This is a genomic window from Bacteroides sp. 11BF, from assembly GCF_019633765.1.
Lineage (GTDB): Bacteria > Bacteroidota > Bacteroidia > Bacteroidales > Bacteroidaceae > Bacteroides > Bacteroides hominis.
Genome location: NZ_JAFKPJ010000022.1, coordinates 32,275 through 48,815, shown reverse-complemented (window position 1 = coordinate 48,815; position 16,541 = coordinate 32,275). Strand labels below are relative to the sequence as shown.

Below are 16,541 nucleotides of genomic sequence, written 5' to 3'. Positions count from 1 at the left end.
TACGCAAATTATGAAACAGATTTATCTTATTCTAACAGGGATTTTTCTTATACTGTTTATTTCCTGTGCCCGGCGCACCAAGGAAAATAAAGATTATCAAACAGTAAAAATAGACACAGTCATTGCTGCTGACAAACAGAAATTTCTACAATTTCCGGGGAGAGTAAAAGCCGCTCAGGATATTAGTCTTTCTTTTCGGGTAAGTGGCACTATCAACAAAATATACGTGAAAGACGGGGCGCAAGTACGAGAGGGGCAACTCTTGGCCGAATTGGATCCGACTGACTATCAAGTACAACTGGACGCTACGGAAGCTGAATACCGTCAGGTAAAGGCCGAAGCGGAAAGAGTCATGGCTCTCTATGAAGAGAACGGAACCACGCCCAATGCCAATGACAAGGCTGTCTATGGACTGAAACAAATCACAGCCAAATATAAACATCATCAAGATCAGTTGGCATATACCCGCCTTTATGCTCCTTTCAGCGGATATGTGCAAAAACGTTTGTTCGAAGCCCATGAGACCATAGGAGCCGGCATGCCTGTCATCTCGATGGTAAGTGCAGGTGCACCCGAGGTGGAAATCAACTTGCCGGCAGCTGAATATATCCGGCGTAACCGGTTCAACCGCTATCACTGTACATTCGATATTTATCCGGGAGAAACCTACCCGTTAAAACTGATCAGTGTCACTCCTAAGGCAAATGCTAACCAGTTGTATACCATGCGACTTCAGCTAATACCCGGAAAACAGGCTGTTCCTTCTCCCGGTATGAATGCCATGGTGACTATCTTTTGCGATACAGATCGCTCCGGTATGTTATCCGTCCCTACCAGTGCCCTCTTGCAGAAAGACGGAAAGTCGTATGTTTTTATCTACAATGCATCAGACCATACCGTACACAGTTGTGAAGTATCTGTATTGCGGTTGACAAATGACGGACACAGCCTTATTTCTTCTGACGGACTGCAACCCGGAGACAGAATCGTATCTTCAGGAGTACATCATATAGAAAACGGGGAAACCGTAAAAACTCTGCCTGAAATCACTCACACAAATATAGGAGGACTATTATAATGGATATAAGTAAATGGGCATTCCATAATCGTAACCTGATTTATTTCCTGATAGCCGTCCTGATGTTCGGAGGAGCTTATTCCTGCTATCAGATGAGTAAACTGGAGGATCCGGAAATAAAGGTAAAACTTGCCATGGTGGTCACCACATACCCTGGGGCTTCGGCACATCAGGTAGAGTTGGAGGTGACAGATGTATTGGAAAAGAACATCCGCACTATGGGAAATATAGATAATATAGAAAGTTATTCTTATAATGATCTGTCACTTATACAGATTGAACTTCTGAGCACGGTGCCGGATGATGATGTAGAGCAATGCTGGGATATGCTGCGTCGCAAAGTCAATGATGCCCGGGCTTCACTGCCCGAAGGAGTCAGTGCTCCCATTGTAAAAGATGACTTCGGGAATGTGTACGGTATGTTTTACGCTTTGACTGGTGATGGTTTGTCCGATCGTGAGCTGTCGGACTATGCCGAACTGATTAAGCGTGAAGTCGGTGAACTGGAAGGGGTAGACCGGATAGATCTGTATGGAAAGCGTCCGGAGTGCATCAACATCTCTTTGTTGCAGGATCGTATGGCAAATTTGGGTGTAAAGCCTGCTGAAGTTCTTGCTACCCTGAACGGTCAAAACAAGACTACCTATACGGGTTATTATGACAATGGTGACAATCGGATCCGTGTGACTGTCAATGATAAATTCAAGACGGTGGAAGATATAGGTAAAATGCTTATTCAAGGACATGATGACGACCAACTGCGTCTGAGCGACATCGCACAAATAGAGAAAGGCTATGAAGAGCCGACCCGTAACGAAATGTACTATGACGGTGAGCGTGCACTGGGCATTCTGATTGCCGCTACCAGTGGTTCGGACATCGTGAAAGTGGGGCATGCCGTAGAGGTCAGACTGGCGGAACTCAAGCTCGAACGTCTGCCTGCCGGAGTCGAATATCAAAAGGTATTCTACCAACCGGAGCGTGTGGGCGAGTCTTTGGGTACATTTGTCATTAACCTGATAGAGTCAGTCATCATCGTAGTGCTTATCCTGATGATTGCCATGGGATTTAAGAGCGGGGTCATCATAGGCATCAGCCTGGTGGTTACTGTTTTCGGTTCATTCTTATTTCTTTATTCCGCAGGAGGAACCATGCAGCGTGTATCCCTGGCTGCCTTTGTGTTGGCTATGGGGATGCTGGTCGATAATGCCATTGTCATTATCGATGGGATATTGGTAGATCTGAAAGCCGGGAAGGACCGGATGGAGGCAATGACCGCCATAGGGCGGCAGACTGCCATGCCATTGCTGGGAGCTACACTGATCGCCATCATCGCTTTCTTGCCGATTTATATGTCGCCGGATACGGCAGGTGTCTATACGCGTGATCTTTTCATAGTACTTGCCGTTTCTTTGCTGCTCAGCTGGGTGTTGGCGTTGGTTCATGTACCGTTGATGGCTAACCGTCGTCTGCATTTTGCCGTAGAAGCCGATAGTGGTGGCAAACGGGTTTACAAGGGGAAGATTTATGCCGCATTGCGTACGGCACTTCGTTTCGGATTGGCACACCGGTGGAGTTTTGTTTTTACCATGGTCGGTTTGCTGGCTCTTTCTGTTTTCGGCTATCAGTACATGCGACAGGGTTTCTTCCCCGATATGGTTTACGATCAGCTCTACATGGAATATAAACTCCCCGAAGGGAACAACTATACCCGCGTAGAACAGGATCTGAAAGAGATAGAAGCTTACTTGAAAGGACGTAAGGAAATCACCCATGTCACGGCTTCCATCGGCGGTACTCCCGGGCGGTATAATCTGGTGAGAAGTGTGGCTAACCCGTCACTCTCTTATGGAGAACTGATCATCGACTTCACCTCTCCCGAGGAGTTGGTAGACAATATGGATGAAATTCAGCGCTATCTGTCGGCGACTTATCCGAATGCTTACATCAAACTGAAGCGCTATAACCTGATGTTCAAGAAATACCCCATTGAAGCACAATTTCTGGGACCCGATCCTGCTGTTCTTCACCAATTGGCCGACAGTGCACGCAACATCATGAAGAATACCCCCGAAGTATGTCTTATCACTACCGATTGGGAGCCTCAAATACCTGTTCTGACCATTGAATATGACCAACCTGCCGCACGCGCACTGGGTTTGAGCCGCAGTGATGTCAGTATGTCTTTATTGACTGCTGCCGGTGGCATTCCTATCGGATCTTTTTATGAAGGCATACATAAGAACAATATCTATCTGAAATGCCTGGATAAGGAAGGGCAACCGATAGAGGACTTGGGCAATACACAAGTCTTTTCTGTCTTACCATCCCTGAACGGGTTGTTGAACGAGGAGACCATGGTCAAGTTGAAGACTGGTACTCTTTCTAAAGAAGACCTGGTAGAAAGTATGATGGGGAGCACGCCGTTGCAGCAAATCAGCAAAGGAATCGATATTCGTTGGGAGGACCCTGTAGTGCCCCGTTACAACGGACAACGCAGTCAACGTGTGCAATGTTCTCCTGCTCCGGGCATTGAAACGGAGAAGGCACGACTGGCCATTGCGGATAAGATAGAGCAGATACGGTTACCCGATGGATATTCATTGGTGTGGCAAGGTGAAAAGATAGCCAGCGACCAATCCATGAAATATTTGTTCAAGAACTTCCCCTTAGCGATAATCCTGATGATCGCTATTCTGATTATGTTGTTCAAGGATTACCGTAAACCCATTATTATCTTCTGCTGTCTGCCGATGATATTCGTAGGGGTAGTGGCCGTGATGCTGCTTACCGGAAAGGTTTTCAACTTTGTAGCCATTGTGGGAACACTGGGACTGATTGGTATGTTGATTAAGAACGGCATTGTGCTGATGGATGAAATCACCTTGCAGATTAATGCCGGTATAGAACCGGTCACCGCATTGATAGACAGTTCGCAAAGCCGTCTCCGTCCCGTAATGATGGCATCGCTCACCACTATTTTGGGGATGATTCCATTGCTGTCCGACGCTATGTTCGGTTCACTGGCAGCAGCCATTATGGGAGGGTTGCTATGCAGTACACTTATCACACTGCTTTTTATACCCATATTATATGCTTTATTCTTCAAGATAAGAAACGACTGAATAAAAAACGAGAACTGATGAAAAAGATAATTATACTTTCTCTTTGCTTTATGTTGTCGGGCCTCTGTGCTCCGGCATTCGCACAAGAGACACTCAGTCTGCAAGAGTGCCGCGAAATGGCATTGAAATACAACAAAGAAATGGCGGCCTCCATTAAACAGACGGAAAGCACCCACTACACAGCCAAAAGTTACAAGGGGAACTTCTTCCCCAATTTTACAGCCAGCGGCACCGGACTTTACAGTAATGCCGACGGAAGTTACGGGATAGCCGGTGGCAATCTGCCCACTTTTCTGCCCGATGCGACCGGACAACTCATACCTAATGGCGGCTTTGCCTATTTTCCGGGTATCAATCTGGATTATAAGATAGGATGGGTCTATATGGGGGGGATACAGTTGGAACAGCCGCTTTATATGGGTGGCAAAATCACTGCTGCCTACAAGATGTCGGTACTGGGAAAACAGATGGCGCAGATGAATGAAACCCTGACTGCTACCGAAGTGATTCTGAAAACCGATCAGGCTTATGCTCTTGTGGTGAAAGCCAAAGAGATGAAGGCAGTAGCCAATGCCTATCATGCGGTACTTACCGAGCTGAAGAAGAATGTAGAAAGTGCATACAAACATGGTCTGAAACCACAAAACGATGTATTGAAGGTACAGGTCAGACTGAATGAGAGCGAGCTGGCTGTTCGTAAGGCGGAGAATGCGCTTCGGCTGGCTACCATGAACTTGTGTCATCTCATTGGAAAGCCGTTGACTGCCGACATCCATGTTTCCGGTAACTTTCCGGAGATAGAGCAGGGATTGGAAATTCAGGTATTGGATATCACCGCCCGTCCTGAATATACCATCCTGGACAAACAAGTTGCCATAGCCAAACAGCAGGTGAAACTGAACCGCAGTGAATTGTTGCCCAAAGTCGGTATCAAAGGTTCTTACGATTATGTACATGGTTTGGAACTGAATGACAAGAATTTCCTGGACAATGCCAGTTTTTCCGTCTTGCTCAATGTCAGCATACCGCTTTTCCATTTCGGTGAACGAAGCAACAAAGTGCGCGCAGCCAAGGCGAAACTGGAACAGACCCGCTTGCAACAGCAAAGCCTGAACGAGCAGATGTTGCTGGAACTAACCCGGGCGGCCAATAATCTTGATGAGGCAAAACTGGAAAGCGAGCTTGCCGACCGTTCTCTTCAACAGGCCGAAGAAAACAGACGCGTCAGCAAAAGCCAATATGAAGTGGGGTTGGAAACCCTTTCTGACCATCTGGAAGGACAAGCCTTGTGGCAACAGGCATACGAAACGAAAGTGAATGCGCATTTCCAGCTTTATCTGAATTATGTGGCTTATTTGAAAGCGGCAGGTATATTATATAACAAGATTAATTTATAAAAACTTAAACCGATGAAAAAGAATCTTTATTGGATGGCAGCAGCATTCATCACTTTAACTGCTGTAGGTTGTACAAATGCGAAGAAAGCCGATGTGTCTGCGGCAGGCAGCGATACCACACAAGTGGTAGATATGCACACTGCCGAAACCTCTCTCGATTACTATGGAGTTTACAAAGGTACGATTCCGGCTGCCGATTGTCCGGGCATAGAACTGACTCTGACCCTGAAAAAGGACCGCACTTATACATACCACTGGCTTTACATTGATCGCAAAGATGCCGAGTTTGATGAAACCGGAACATTCACGGTAAAAGACAATCTGCTGACACTTACTGAAAAAGGAGGCGAAGTCTCTTACTTTAAGGTGCAGGAGGGCAGCTTGGTGATGCTGAACAATGAGAAACAACCTGCTACCGGTGCTTTGGCTGATGCTTACGTTCTGAAGCAGGAAGAAGTGTTCCGTGATTAGTCTATTGTATTTTCGCCCGGTATGTCCGTTCTGAGAAGGTAAAGTTGAAGAAGAGTGCCAGCCCTTGTTCCCGTTGCATACCGTTGGGTAGATGGAGTTGATCACTGTATTTCACTCCTAACGAGAGGACATTTCCGTTATAGAGAGTGAAGTTGCTTCCTGCACAGATGTAGTAGTTGGTTGCTTTCTTCTTCTGGATGACCATATATGAATTGTTGACGCCCGCTCCGAGTAACAGTTTCACCGGATTGCGGTAGATATTGCCTGCTGTGTAGGCCATACCTGCCGATAACCGGTGTTGGTTTTCGAAGCGGACGTTGCTTTTTGAAGACTTCATGCGGCTCCAATCCGTATATTTGTATTCGGCTGTCAGCATCCAGCGGAGGCTATTGTATGATAATCCCGCCCCGATAAACTGCGGGAGGCATTGGCGCACATAACGTTGGCTTTCATCAATCGACTCGCTGCCCGACGAACTGCTCACCGACAGGTTGTTGTCTTGTGCTAGATCTTGTGAGTACCCGTATACAAGCCCTGCTACAATGGACTTATCCCTATTTAGAGAAAACTTGTATTGCACACCGAAATCGACATAAAAAGCATGCTTGTAAGAACTCTCTTCCACACTGAGACTTCCCTGAGTCTCTGTTTGTTTGATGGTTCCGGTCACGTACGAAAGATTAGCACCGACAGAGAAACCTTTGAAAAGGCGGTAGGCGGTACTGATACCCATTTTAGATAGCCCCCCTTCTCCTTCAAAAAGTGATGATACGGTGGAATTTCCGGTTCCCGTGATGTCCTGATCCAGTGTGATAGCGTATCCCATACTGCTGACCGGTGCCATAAATACAGCCCCGTACCAATGGGGAGTGAGACGGCAACCGATGCTGAGGTTATTCAGGTTTCCCACTACTGAATGATTGCTTGTTCCGGTTTGGGTGTAGATTTTGTATGCCCCCATCAGTCCGGCGTCTATCAGAAAACGTTGTCCTTCGATGGCGGTAAGTGAGGCAGGATTGGCAGTATTCAGGAAGTTATAGCTTTGCAGGGCGATTCCCGCTCCGCCCAGTCCGGCGTATTGTCCGCCTTCTCCGGTTGAAAGTTCGCCCAGGCCGAACATGGATGTAGGGGAATTGGTTGTGTTCTGACTATATATTAATAAGGTGGAGTGACAAAGCGTAAGCAGTAGAATCAGCTGTCTTTTCATGGGTTATATGTTTTATAAAGTATGGTTAGTTTCACGGGGCTACTGTCCGGATGGCCGGCATCTCCAAATACGACTCCACTCAGAGTGGTGAAAAACAAATTGTCCGGAAGCATCAGCTGAAGGATTTTCCGGTTGTATCCCACTGTCCCCAGATTGCTTTGCAGGAAAGAGGTAATATCGAAAGAGTAATAGGTATCTTCTCCCATCATTTCGTCCGTTACCAGGCTTCCGGTTTGTACCGAACTGCCTGAAATATCCGTCACGACATCTTCCGTTACATTGTTTTCGTCGGCTGTATATAGTGTCAGCGATTCGGGGAGAGGATACCGTTCGCCATACGTCTCTTTTACCGGATAAAGGCGGAGGAGCGCACTTTCGATAGTTACCAGTCTGCCTTCGGCGCGCAAGTCATTGAGGAATGGGAAGTCGATGTTGAGATACATTCCTGTCAGTCCTTGCAGGTAGGCCTGGTGGTCGGACTTTTCCGAAGGAAGCCCGTTATTGATTCCGCTTTGTAAGGAGGAGAGGGCTGTCTGGCTACGGTCACAACTGACCTGGTTGAACCTCAGGTCGCTGTTGGCCGGGAAACTGGCGGACAGTTCCGTTGCGTCTGTTTTCGTCTGGTGATAATAAAGTGTGATGCACAGGCTTGAATCATTCACCATGAAACCGTTGATACAACTTCCTCCCTCTTCGGGAATGAATGCAATGCCTTTGAAATAGTCGCGGAAGTATTCCTGTGACTCCATCTCGCGTGATCCGTTTTGGAAACGTTCGAACCACTCGAGTCCCCATTCGTCGGGGAGGCGGATTTCGTGTTCCCGGGCGGTTTCGCCCGGAGTGGGAGTGAAGGTGAACGAAGCTAAGGGAGTGGCATGGTACGCCACTGTCGATTTATTATACAGGTATCCTTCGTCCAGCGACAGATTTTCTGAGAGGCTGTGCAGTGAGATGCGTTGCGGATTCAGAGTATCTCCCAGATAATTGCCCGAAGAGTAGAATCGGATGGTAATGGAATCGAAACCATAATCGGCGTCTTCGCTGAATGAAACTCCCGGTACGTCATATTCTGCATAGAAAGCGGTTTTTATTTTGCCCCAGACGGGATCGTCAATGGTTCCTATCTGGCAGACTGTGTCGCCCGATGTGGCAAGAGAATCACTCAGGATAGTGCTGATGCGGACCGTGCAAGTATCGGTCTGCACCGTCCGCAGGGAACTTTCCACCCATTTGCCTCCTACTGTTGACAGTTCGTCCCGGCAAGAGGCAAGGAGGGATATTAAAAGAGTGATGAATAAAAATGATAGGGTTTTCTGTTTCATTAATCGGATAATTTTGCCGCAAAAGAAGTCGATTTCTCTTCCCTGTTAAAAAACTATCGACTAACTGGAATGATTTATCGACTGCATTTTGGTTGGTAGAGAGAATGTGCCTGTTAGTCGATCCTTTTTTTCACCCTTACTGATGTCGTCTACATTTGCGGTCAGTAATTAACGATTAAAAAACAGAATAAAAGAATGACTGGAATAGAAAAAACTGTAGCGAGTAAGTCCGCGTCCGGAGCATTGGTGCTTTGTGCCATACTCTTTTGTTTGTGTGCCTGTACGGAAGATGCTTCCTATACGGCCGGAGTATGGTACCGGCGTTCGGACTTTGACGGGGTAGCACGGACCGATGCTGCCGGTTTCACCATTGGCAACAAAGGGTACATCTGCGGAGGCTATAACGGAAAAACGACCCGGCTCGCCGACACTTGGGAATATGATATCGACAATGACTGGTGGACTCAGCGTGCCGATATGCCCGGTACGGTCCGCAATGCTGCCACCGGCTTCTCGGTAGGTAGCAAAGGGTATGTCACTACCGGATACAATCCCGATCAGAAATACCTGTCCGATACGTGGGAGTATAATCCGGAAACGAATAGTTGGAGGCAGATGGACGACTTCAAGGGAGGAGCCCGCTATTATGCCATTGGTTTCGGCATTGATAATTATGGTTATGTGGGAACCGGTTACAACGATAATTACCTGAAGGACTTTTATCGTTTCGACCCTACTGCTGCAGCCGGTTCACAATGGACTATCGTGAATGGTTTCGGAGGACAAAAGCGTCAGGGAGGTACGGCATTTGTCATCGACGGGAAAGCTTATGTCTGCGGAGGGCAGAACAATAATTCCGATGTATCGGACTTCTGGTGCTTCGACCCTTCCGCTGCTACACCTTGGACACAACTGAGAGACATCGCCAATACGAGTGATGATGATTACGATGATGACTATACATCTATTGTCCGTTCTTATGGAGTCAGTTTTGTGATCGATGGAAAAGCTTATCTGACTCTGGGTTCCACTGCCGGAGGAAGTTATTATTCGAATTATTGGATTTATGATCCGGCAACCGATCTTTGGGAAGGTGACGACCTGACGGCGTTTGAAGGAAGTACCCGTATTCATGCTGTTTGCTTCTCTACCGGGACCCGGGGTATTGTTGCGACGGGTGGCAGTGGTTCGAGTTCTTACTTTGACGATACCTGGGAACTGAAACCTTATGAATATGAAGAGGAATAAGAAGCTGCTTTGTATGATATGCGTTGCTTGCGCTGTCTCAGTCCTCTTTTTCTATGATCGGCATGAAGCTTGTACGTATCGTCTCAAAGTAATTGAAACAGAAAATGGGAACGGATATGGTTATCAGATTCTTTGTGGCGACCGGGTAGTGATCTGCCAACCATACATACCTTCCCTTCCGGGGCGGAAAGGGTTTGCTTTGGAAGAAGATGCCCGGAAAGTAGGCAACCTGGTATTGGAACGGATCAGGCAGGGAAATGATTTTACAATATCGGCTGCCGACCTGAAGGGGCAGGGAATTTCCGGCGATTAGTGAACAGGTGTTTTTAGGATACATTCGAAACTATGTTCCCGTTAGTTTAAAACCAAAGTCCTCTGGGGTTTAAACTAACGGGTTTTTACACCGGAAATCTAAGTGATTGATTTTATCTTTTTGAAAATCAAAAAGTAAGGTCTAAATCCAAAGGTAATAAGTAACACATTAGTAGCAAAAGTCTTGCTGCATATTGCGTTTCTCTGCATAATTTCAAATATCTTTATCACAAAGATAGTCAATATTTCGGTTCTTCGTCAAATTTGGTGGTAAGTTTTCCTCTACTCATTTATCTAATTCAGTCAGCGCCTGTTTTTTCTTATCAAAGTAAGTAAAAAAGGATAATTACCAACTTGGAAATAAAGAGATAAGAAATTTACCACCAAATTTGAAGAAGAACCTTTAAATAGCTTAACTTTCCTCTCATTAACCAACAAATGGTGTAATCCAAAAAGCTAAAGAAAGTTTATTTGCGTACAGTTCCGGATTCTAAAAATTTTCGCCAAGAAAAAAAGACTTGCTTATAATGTCAAGGAAACGTCTAATGACAAGTGTATAAGAACTAGTATACTATAATTTGTTCAAATCCATATTCCAGTCAAATATAACTTTACGAACGAACAATAGTAATTAAAAAGAGACCCTCCAAAGGCTTCTATAGTATAACGAATAACACCTCACAATATTTAGAACATGTTTGAATTTCTATTAGAATCCTTTTTATTGTTATTCCGAGGGAGTGCTAGTGAAGTTTATGACCTTCACTAGCGTTCGGAACATATCTTAATAAAATCAATGAATCAGAGAAGTAAATAGCAAAGAGGGATAAAATCCAAAACAAACTCTTTTTTATGGTAAATAAACTCTCTTTAGTTCAATGGGGATTGTCGGACGCTCCACAGCTTTGCGACAAGTCACACGAATATTCTCATCAACACCACGTATATTGCCGGAAATGTAAGGCATGTCAATGGAAGGAATGCCACTCTCATGATACCCCATAGATGTCATGGGAAAAACAAAATAGCGAGGGTTCTGCGCATCTATAAAAGGACAATTCTCTTCGTACTCTGCCGTACTCAGTTCCAACATAAATTCAAAATATTCACGGCTCATTTCTATTTGCTTTTCAAAAGGTAAAGTTTTGTCCAGTTTCCAGATAGCAGTGCAATCCATAGGATACAAAGGATTACCTTCCTGATCGAGGACTACAAGGTACATATGTCCGGGTATCTCTACTAATTCAATACTTAGCCCTGCGCTCAGACAAAGGCTGGCCATTGCACAAGTAAGTGTGGTACAATGTCCCTGGCCATTATTAAACACTTCGGCAAAAGTAGACAGATGCGTTCCCTCGAAAGAATATACTACTCCATATTTATTCATCAACCAATAAAATGCAACCAATTGATCCTTTACATAATCATTTCCCCATTGATAACCAAAAAATCCATCTTTTATGCCTGCGATATCATTCATTGCTTCCTGCTTCAGTTTACTTACCATGGGATTATTGGGTGAAACATAACCAAAGAGAAAAGGAGCAAAAGACAAATAACATATTTCATCATCTTCTCTAATAGGATATTCACCCCAATCCAAAGTTTTCAAATATGCAATATAATCCTTAGCATCTGGAGTATCCAGTTTCCAATAAACAGAGTATGGATCTTCTTGAAAAGGGGAGATATTAAACTGTTTGGAATATTGACAAATTGTATTTCCTTTCATTCCGATTTCCCATTCCATCATAATTGGCATTGCCGATTTTATGGAAGAGAATTTTTCGTATTTCCATTTAATAGGAAAAGACATTTCGATACGCTCGTCCCCGGTTGTCAGCATAGATACCGTCCTCTCTTCATTGAGGGTAGAAGCTTTCATAGTCACATAGATTTCTTGACCGGCAGCCGGATTGTCAAAGACAAGTACCATATCTTCAAATAGATCTCCCATTTTATAATATTTACTGATACTTGGAGCCAGATAAGCAAAAAGTGGCGAGATATAATCATATCCCCTAGTCGCGCACCAACTCTGCGACAATGCTTCCACATGCAAATCCCGCATTGGAATTTCTTCGTTATCAGCCTCTTCCGTAACTTCGGTATAATAATAGTTCTTCTCACAGGCTGTCAAGCAGATCGCCAAACACATCCCGGTCAATATCTGGGAGAATAAATTTGTTAATTTCATATATCTTATATAATTATATAAAGCAAGAAACAGTTTTGAAATAATTGGATGATAATGTTAATCAGTCGGTCAGTTATCATAATTTTAAATTCGCAATCAAAAAAGTCATGAATAATTATCCATTTAACTGAAAAACAATGGCAAGTTTATTAAAAATCCCGTAGATCTACAAAAAATAAGCAAAAAAGATTTCTGTAAATGAAAACTCAACAGATTTGAGGAAAGTCATTAAGTGTACTCCTAGATAACCTTGTGCCAAGTTTATCCCTGCGTCACTATTTTGTTATTTTTGTCATTGTATTGTCTACGAGATATAAGGTTAGGGATCTTGCTCTTAATTCCTGCAACTTTGCAAACAACAAAGACTCACTGTCAATGCCAACAGTTTCTGATGTCATATTCAATGCTACAAATTCAAGGTCTGAGAACTTGGGAATAACTCCTCTTCTTGGTACATTTCCATTCATTGACTAAATTGCCGGCTACTTGTTTGCATATGTTCAGAAATTTTGCGAATTTTGCATATAGGTTGTGCATATAATATTTATTAAAAGTTTGGTCACTTTTATTAATTTAATTCCGCCAACGCATTATGTATTAATCAAATTTTAAATTTATCAGTATGAACAGCAAATTTTTTAGTTTAATTCTTTTATGTATGGTGTCGCTCTCTTTCAGCAGTTGCAACAAAGATAAAGACCAGAAAGTGAGCAACTCAGAACGCCTTATCGGTGAATGGATTTATCGTACAACACAGGAAAAGATAAACGGGGAGTGGAAAGATATGCCTACACAGGTAGGTGCTGAAGGTACGCAGACATTCTATAAAGATGGAAAAGCACTCATCACAATGACGTTTGAAGGTGAGTACAAGGAGCAGAAATTTGAATGGAATTTGAAAGATAACAACGATTTTATCATCAATGGCACTGTGAGAGGACAAATCTTGTTTGAAAGTAACGATTGTTTCTATTTCTACTCGGATGAAACCTTCGATCCGGAAGCAGGTGAGAATATTAAGGGAGAGTTTCGCGATATTTACGACCGTAAGAAATAGTCTATGAAACTACAGGTGGCTTGCAGTACATTTTTGCTTCTTGTTTGCTTTGTTTGCGGATGCGACAAGGTACAGACAGGAAGCAGCGGTCTTTGTTCCGGCTGTTTCCAATTATAATGAATCGAAAATGTGGTATGCCGAACGCAACGACCAAGGTGACGGTGTCGATGTGTTTTACATTCCTTCTACTTGGGAGTTTGACTGGAAAACGTCCGACAGCCTTGTTTCTCACTATGCAGACCCATCCTTACCCGAACATCGTGTACACATGGAAACCGAAATGGCTAAGGTAACTGAATACATGGCATCGGGAAACAACTTCTATTCTCCTCATTACCGGAATATTACTCTTGATTCGTGGGCGACATTCAATGAAGATACCATTGCGCGCAGATACATGGATGTGTCTTTCAAAGATGTAAAAGCTGCTTTCCGCCATTTCCTAATAAACTATAACCAAGGTCGTCCGTTTATTCTGGCAGGATTCAGTCAGGGTGGAAAGTCGGTTGTGGAATTGATGAAGCACTTGTCTGAAGAGGAACGTAAGCGGATGATTGCCACATACGTGTTTGGGATACAAGGTTACTCCTGCTGATGTGGAGAAAGCACCGTGGATCAAACCGGCAACAGACTCTATTGACACAGGAGTCACCATTTGTTATAATTCCGTTCCGGATGTCAAATACATCATTGATATATAATGGTTTGCCAATAAAATATGAGGGTGTTCGAAAAGGGTACCCTCTATATCTTATTTACTAAAACCGTTCCGCTCCGGTCTTTTTTAGTTCTCCATTGGACAGGTAATGGATTGGAGGCCTTGACATCTGTTTTCCTATACTAATCACAGCTTTTCTGTCCGTATCACCATTATCCTTGAAACTGTCGCTCGTTTTGTAACCATTCGATTCGTTCGGGACATGTACTCATCTTGTCTTGAAGCATATTCTAATTCCGGATGTTATATCGTTACAGAGCCGGCATTCCAAGCCTGTTGAGTCAGGAACGAACACATAAACCAGACAAAAATCGACTGCGACCGTCTCTTCCCTTACACCTGCAGGATACCCATTGCGATTATAGAAAGAATTATTCTTAATAATATCTGTGAGCAAAGAACAACGGCAAACACCCGCAATATATTTTTATCGTAGCAACTTTATTTCACTTCCTGAAGCTTCTTCTCATACGCTTCCAGCTCTTTCCTGCTCCGGCTGGACGTTACCAGATATACCCCCGAAAAGATAAGGAGCACCGCTATCGCCTTTGTCAGGTTGAACGAGTCCATTCCCCAACATACGGCTACGACGCAGGCTACAAGCGGCTGGATGTAATTGTACATTCCGGCTACCGTGGGGCGGAGATTTTTCTGCCCGACAACGACAAGCATATAGCTGATAAAGGTAGCACCTACCACTATAAAGGCAAGCCCGCCTATATCGGCAGGCGACAGGCTGCTCCATCGGGCATCCATCAGATCACCGGCAGAAAAAGGCAGCGTGCAGACGAATGAATAGGTAAACATCCACTTCATGATGGTGACCAATGAATACTTGCCCACAAAATCCTTGTAGAGGACAATATAAAGTGCATAGCAGAATTGTGCGAGCAGAACCAGCAGATCCCCCCAAATTGCAGTACTTTGCGAAACCGGAACATCAGTTTTCTGCCCGCTTCCCAGAATGAGCAGGAGCGCCCCTCCGGCGCCGGCGGCAATGCCAAGCACCTTTTTCCCGGTAACAGGCTCCTTCAGGATGAAGGCTGCCAGAATCATGGCCCATAGCGGCATGCTGGTCGTGATAATAGAAGCATCGCCGGGTGAGCTCAGGCTGACACCGAAGATGAAGCATCCTTGGTTGAACACAACAGCCAGAAGCGAGGCAAAGAACAGGCTCATCAGGTCCTTATGGCTGACATGCTCGGGTTTCCTGAAAAAAGAGGTGAACCAGAAGAGCGCCATGGCACCTCCGATACGCAGGTCGGTTACGACGAACGGGGTGACGGCACCTCCGGCCATGATGAATTTAGAAACTGGGGACATCAGCCCCCACATGGCATTTGCCCCGAACATGGAGGCATGGCCCTTCCAACTAATTTTCTCCATTTTATTTTTTAGTCAAATCATTATTCATACAAAAAATTCACTCCTGTTTTCAGCGAAGTGAATCTTACAGTCGAAATAACAGTCGCTCTTCCGGATTCAATAAGAAGTCCAGCCACCGTCAGCCACGAATACCGAACCGTTGACAAACGAGGCTTCATCCGATGCAAGGAAAAGAACGACCCTTGCAATCTCATCGGGAGTACATTTTCTCATGTTGGTAACATAACCGTCCGTTATCCTGTCTTCGATATCCTTCCATTCACCAATCGTATGGTCATGTGCTGAACGGGAACCTATCAGTTTCTCGCTGTTTACTCTCAGGTCCGTTTCTACACGTCCAGGAGCGACCGCATTACAACGGATATTCCTGTCCTTGTAATTGAACGCCACGTTTTTGGTGAGTCCTATCAGGCCGTGTTTGGATGCGACGTATGCCGCACCGCCTCCCCTGGCTCCTGTAAACCCGGCTATGGATGCTGTGTTGACAATCACTCCGCCGCCTTGTCTCTCAAAAACGGGGATGACTTTCCGGATACCGCGCATGGGGGCTGTCAGGTTCGTGGAAATCACCCTCTCCCAGATTTCGTCACTGACCTCTCCCGCCGGAAGAAGCTCGTCAAAAACTCCCGCATTGTTTACAAGGATGTCTATACGTCCGAACTTTTCCAGTGTCTCGTCCACTATCCGCTGTATACAGCTTTCTTTGGTGACGTCGGCTTCGATATCCGTCACTGTCCGGTTCTGCCGTTCCAGCATATCCGTCACTTTCCTTACTTCCGTGCCGTCAATGTCCACCAGAACCACTTTGGCGCCTTCCCGTGCAAATAAGACCGCTATCGCTTTTCCGTTGCCGGATGCCGCACCCGTGACAATGGCCACCTTGTCCCTCAGCCTTCCTTCCTGCCCTTGTGCAGTTACTTGTAATGCAGTTCCCATAAATAAAATAAATAATCCTGTAATTTTAAGCAATTTCATAATCCGTCAGTTTGGGGTGAATACTAAATTTTACTCCTCACTAATAAT

Annotated in this window: 13 protein-coding genes and 1 pseudogene; 8 read left to right on the top strand and 6 right to left on the bottom strand. The window is 44.9% G+C overall.

The annotated features are described in order from the left end of the window. Window positions 1–10: 10 nt before the first annotated feature. From JZY04_RS18530 to JZY04_RS18515, 4 genes are read left to right on the top strand one after another with little or no spacing between them, the layout of a single operon-like run. Window positions 11–1,078, top strand: coding sequence for an efflux RND transporter periplasmic adaptor subunit (locus JZY04_RS18530; RefSeq protein ID WP_122143541.1), 1,068 nt, complete (start codon window positions 11–13; stop codon window positions 1,076–1,078). Next, entirely contained in the window at window positions 1,078–4,203 is a 3,126-nt protein-coding gene (locus JZY04_RS18525) for an efflux RND transporter permease subunit (RefSeq protein WP_122143540.1), read from the top strand. The genes JZY04_RS18530 and JZY04_RS18525 overlap by 1 nt, the downstream gene beginning before the upstream one ends. 17 nt (window positions 4,204–4,220) lie before the next feature. Then, window positions 4,221–5,600 carry a TolC family protein gene (locus JZY04_RS18520; RefSeq protein ID WP_181996526.1) on the top strand — a complete coding sequence of 460 codons (1,380 nt, stop codon included), beginning with the start codon at window positions 4,221–4,223 and terminating at the stop codon, window positions 5,598–5,600. A 12-nt stretch (window positions 5,601–5,612) separates the two neighbouring features. Next, on the top strand, window positions 5,613–6,071 hold the full coding sequence (locus JZY04_RS18515) for a copper resistance protein NlpE (protein WP_005807759.1): 459 nt from the start codon (window positions 5,613–5,615) through the stop codon (window positions 6,069–6,071). Window position 6,072: 1 nt separating this feature from the next. Here the strand turns inward: JZY04_RS18515 and JZY04_RS18510 are convergent, their stop codons facing one another. Both JZY04_RS18510 and JZY04_RS18505 read right to left on the bottom strand, forming a co-directional pair. After that, a complete protein-coding gene (locus JZY04_RS18510) occupies window positions 6,073–7,278 on the bottom strand; it encodes a hypothetical protein (RefSeq protein ID WP_122143538.1) in 1,206 nt (401 codons plus the stop codon). Then, a complete protein-coding gene (locus JZY04_RS18505) occupies window positions 7,275–8,600 on the bottom strand; it encodes a DUF4270 family protein (protein WP_181996524.1) in 1,326 nt (441 codons plus the stop codon). Before JZY04_RS18505 ends, JZY04_RS18510 begins: the two co-directional genes overlap by 4 nt. A gap of 195 nt (window positions 8,601–8,795) precedes the next feature. On the opposite strand from JZY04_RS18505, the gene JZY04_RS18500 reads away from it, so the two are divergent. Both JZY04_RS18500 and JZY04_RS18495 read left to right on the top strand, forming a co-directional pair. Continuing rightward, entirely contained in the window at window positions 8,796–9,848 is a 1,053-nt protein-coding gene (locus tag JZY04_RS18500; RefSeq protein ID WP_122143536.1) for a kelch repeat-containing protein, read from the top strand. Further along, window positions 9,835–10,161, top strand: coding sequence for a DUF4907 domain-containing protein (locus tag JZY04_RS18495; protein WP_250706983.1), 327 nt, complete (start codon window positions 9,835–9,837; stop codon window positions 10,159–10,161). Before JZY04_RS18500 ends, JZY04_RS18495 begins: the two co-directional genes overlap by 14 nt. 849 nt (window positions 10,162–11,010) lie before the next feature. Here JZY04_RS18495 and JZY04_RS18490 read toward each other — a convergent pair. After that, entirely contained in the window at window positions 11,011–12,357 is a 1,347-nt protein-coding gene (locus JZY04_RS18490; protein ID WP_122143535.1) for a hypothetical protein, read from the bottom strand. A 288-nt stretch (window positions 12,358–12,645) separates the two neighbouring features. Continuing rightward, window positions 12,646–12,894 (bottom strand): annotated as a pseudogene (locus tag JZY04_RS18485) (IS982 family transposase); the annotation flags it as partial. An 85-nt stretch (window positions 12,895–12,979) separates the two neighbouring features. On the opposite strand from JZY04_RS18485, the gene JZY04_RS18480 reads away from it, so the two are divergent. After that, window positions 12,980–13,414 carry a hypothetical protein gene (locus tag JZY04_RS18480; protein ID WP_147347896.1) on the top strand — a complete coding sequence of 145 codons (435 nt, stop codon included), beginning with the start codon at window positions 12,980–12,982 and terminating at the stop codon, window positions 13,412–13,414. A 40-nt stretch (window positions 13,415–13,454) separates the two neighbouring features. Next, window positions 13,455–14,009, top strand: coding sequence for a DUF3089 domain-containing protein (locus JZY04_RS18475; protein ID WP_122143533.1), 555 nt, complete (start codon window positions 13,455–13,457; stop codon window positions 14,007–14,009). A gap of 564 nt (window positions 14,010–14,573) precedes the next feature. Here the strand turns inward: JZY04_RS18475 and JZY04_RS18470 are convergent. Both JZY04_RS18470 and JZY04_RS18465 read right to left on the bottom strand, forming a co-directional pair. Further along, window positions 14,574–15,518: a DMT family transporter gene (locus tag JZY04_RS18470; RefSeq protein ID WP_122143532.1), complete on the bottom strand. Its 945-nt coding sequence runs from the start codon at window positions 15,516–15,518 to the stop codon at window positions 14,574–14,576. Between the two features lie 96 nt (window positions 15,519–15,614). Next, entirely contained in the window at window positions 15,615–16,454 is an 840-nt protein-coding gene (locus JZY04_RS18465; RefSeq protein ID WP_370635143.1) for an SDR family oxidoreductase, read from the bottom strand. Window positions 16,455–16,541: the final 87 nt, after the last annotated feature.

Bases quoted from the DNA above. Each gene is read 5' to 3' on its own strand.
- JZY04_RS18530 (WP_122143541.1), top strand. From the start codon at position 11: ATGAAACAGATTTATCTTATTCTAACAGGGATTTTTCTTATACTGTTT.
- JZY04_RS18525 (WP_122143540.1), top strand. From the start codon at position 1,078: ATGGATATAAGTAAATGGGCATTCCATAATCGTAACCTGATTTATTTC.
- JZY04_RS18520 (WP_181996526.1), top strand. From the start codon at position 4,221: ATGAAAAAGATAATTATACTTTCTCTTTGCTTTATGTTGTCGGGCCTC.
- JZY04_RS18515 (WP_005807759.1), top strand. From the start codon at position 5,613: ATGAAAAAGAATCTTTATTGGATGGCAGCAGCATTCATCACTTTAACT.
- JZY04_RS18510 (WP_122143538.1), bottom strand. From the start codon at position 7,278: ATGAAAAGACAGCTGATTCTACTGCTTACGCTTTGTCACTCCACCTTA.
- JZY04_RS18505 (WP_181996524.1), bottom strand. From the start codon at position 8,600: ATGAAACAGAAAACCCTATCATTTTTATTCATCACTCTTTTAATATCC.
- JZY04_RS18500 (WP_122143536.1), top strand. From the start codon at position 8,796: ATGACTGGAATAGAAAAAACTGTAGCGAGTAAGTCCGCGTCCGGAGCA.
- JZY04_RS18495 (WP_250706983.1), top strand. From the start codon at position 9,835: ATGAAGAGGAATAAGAAGCTGCTTTGTATGATATGCGTTGCTTGCGCT.
- JZY04_RS18490 (WP_122143535.1), bottom strand. From the start codon at position 12,357: ATGAAATTAACAAATTTATTCTCCCAGATATTGACCGGGATGTGTTTG.
- JZY04_RS18480 (WP_147347896.1), top strand. From the start codon at position 12,980: ATGAACAGCAAATTTTTTAGTTTAATTCTTTTATGTATGGTGTCGCTC.
- JZY04_RS18470 (WP_122143532.1), bottom strand. From the start codon at position 15,518: ATGGAGAAAATTAGTTGGAAGGGCCATGCCTCCATGTTCGGGGCAAAT.
- JZY04_RS18465 (WP_370635143.1), bottom strand. From the start codon at position 16,454: ATGGGAACTGCATTACAAGTAACTGCACAAGGGCAGGAAGGAAGGCTG.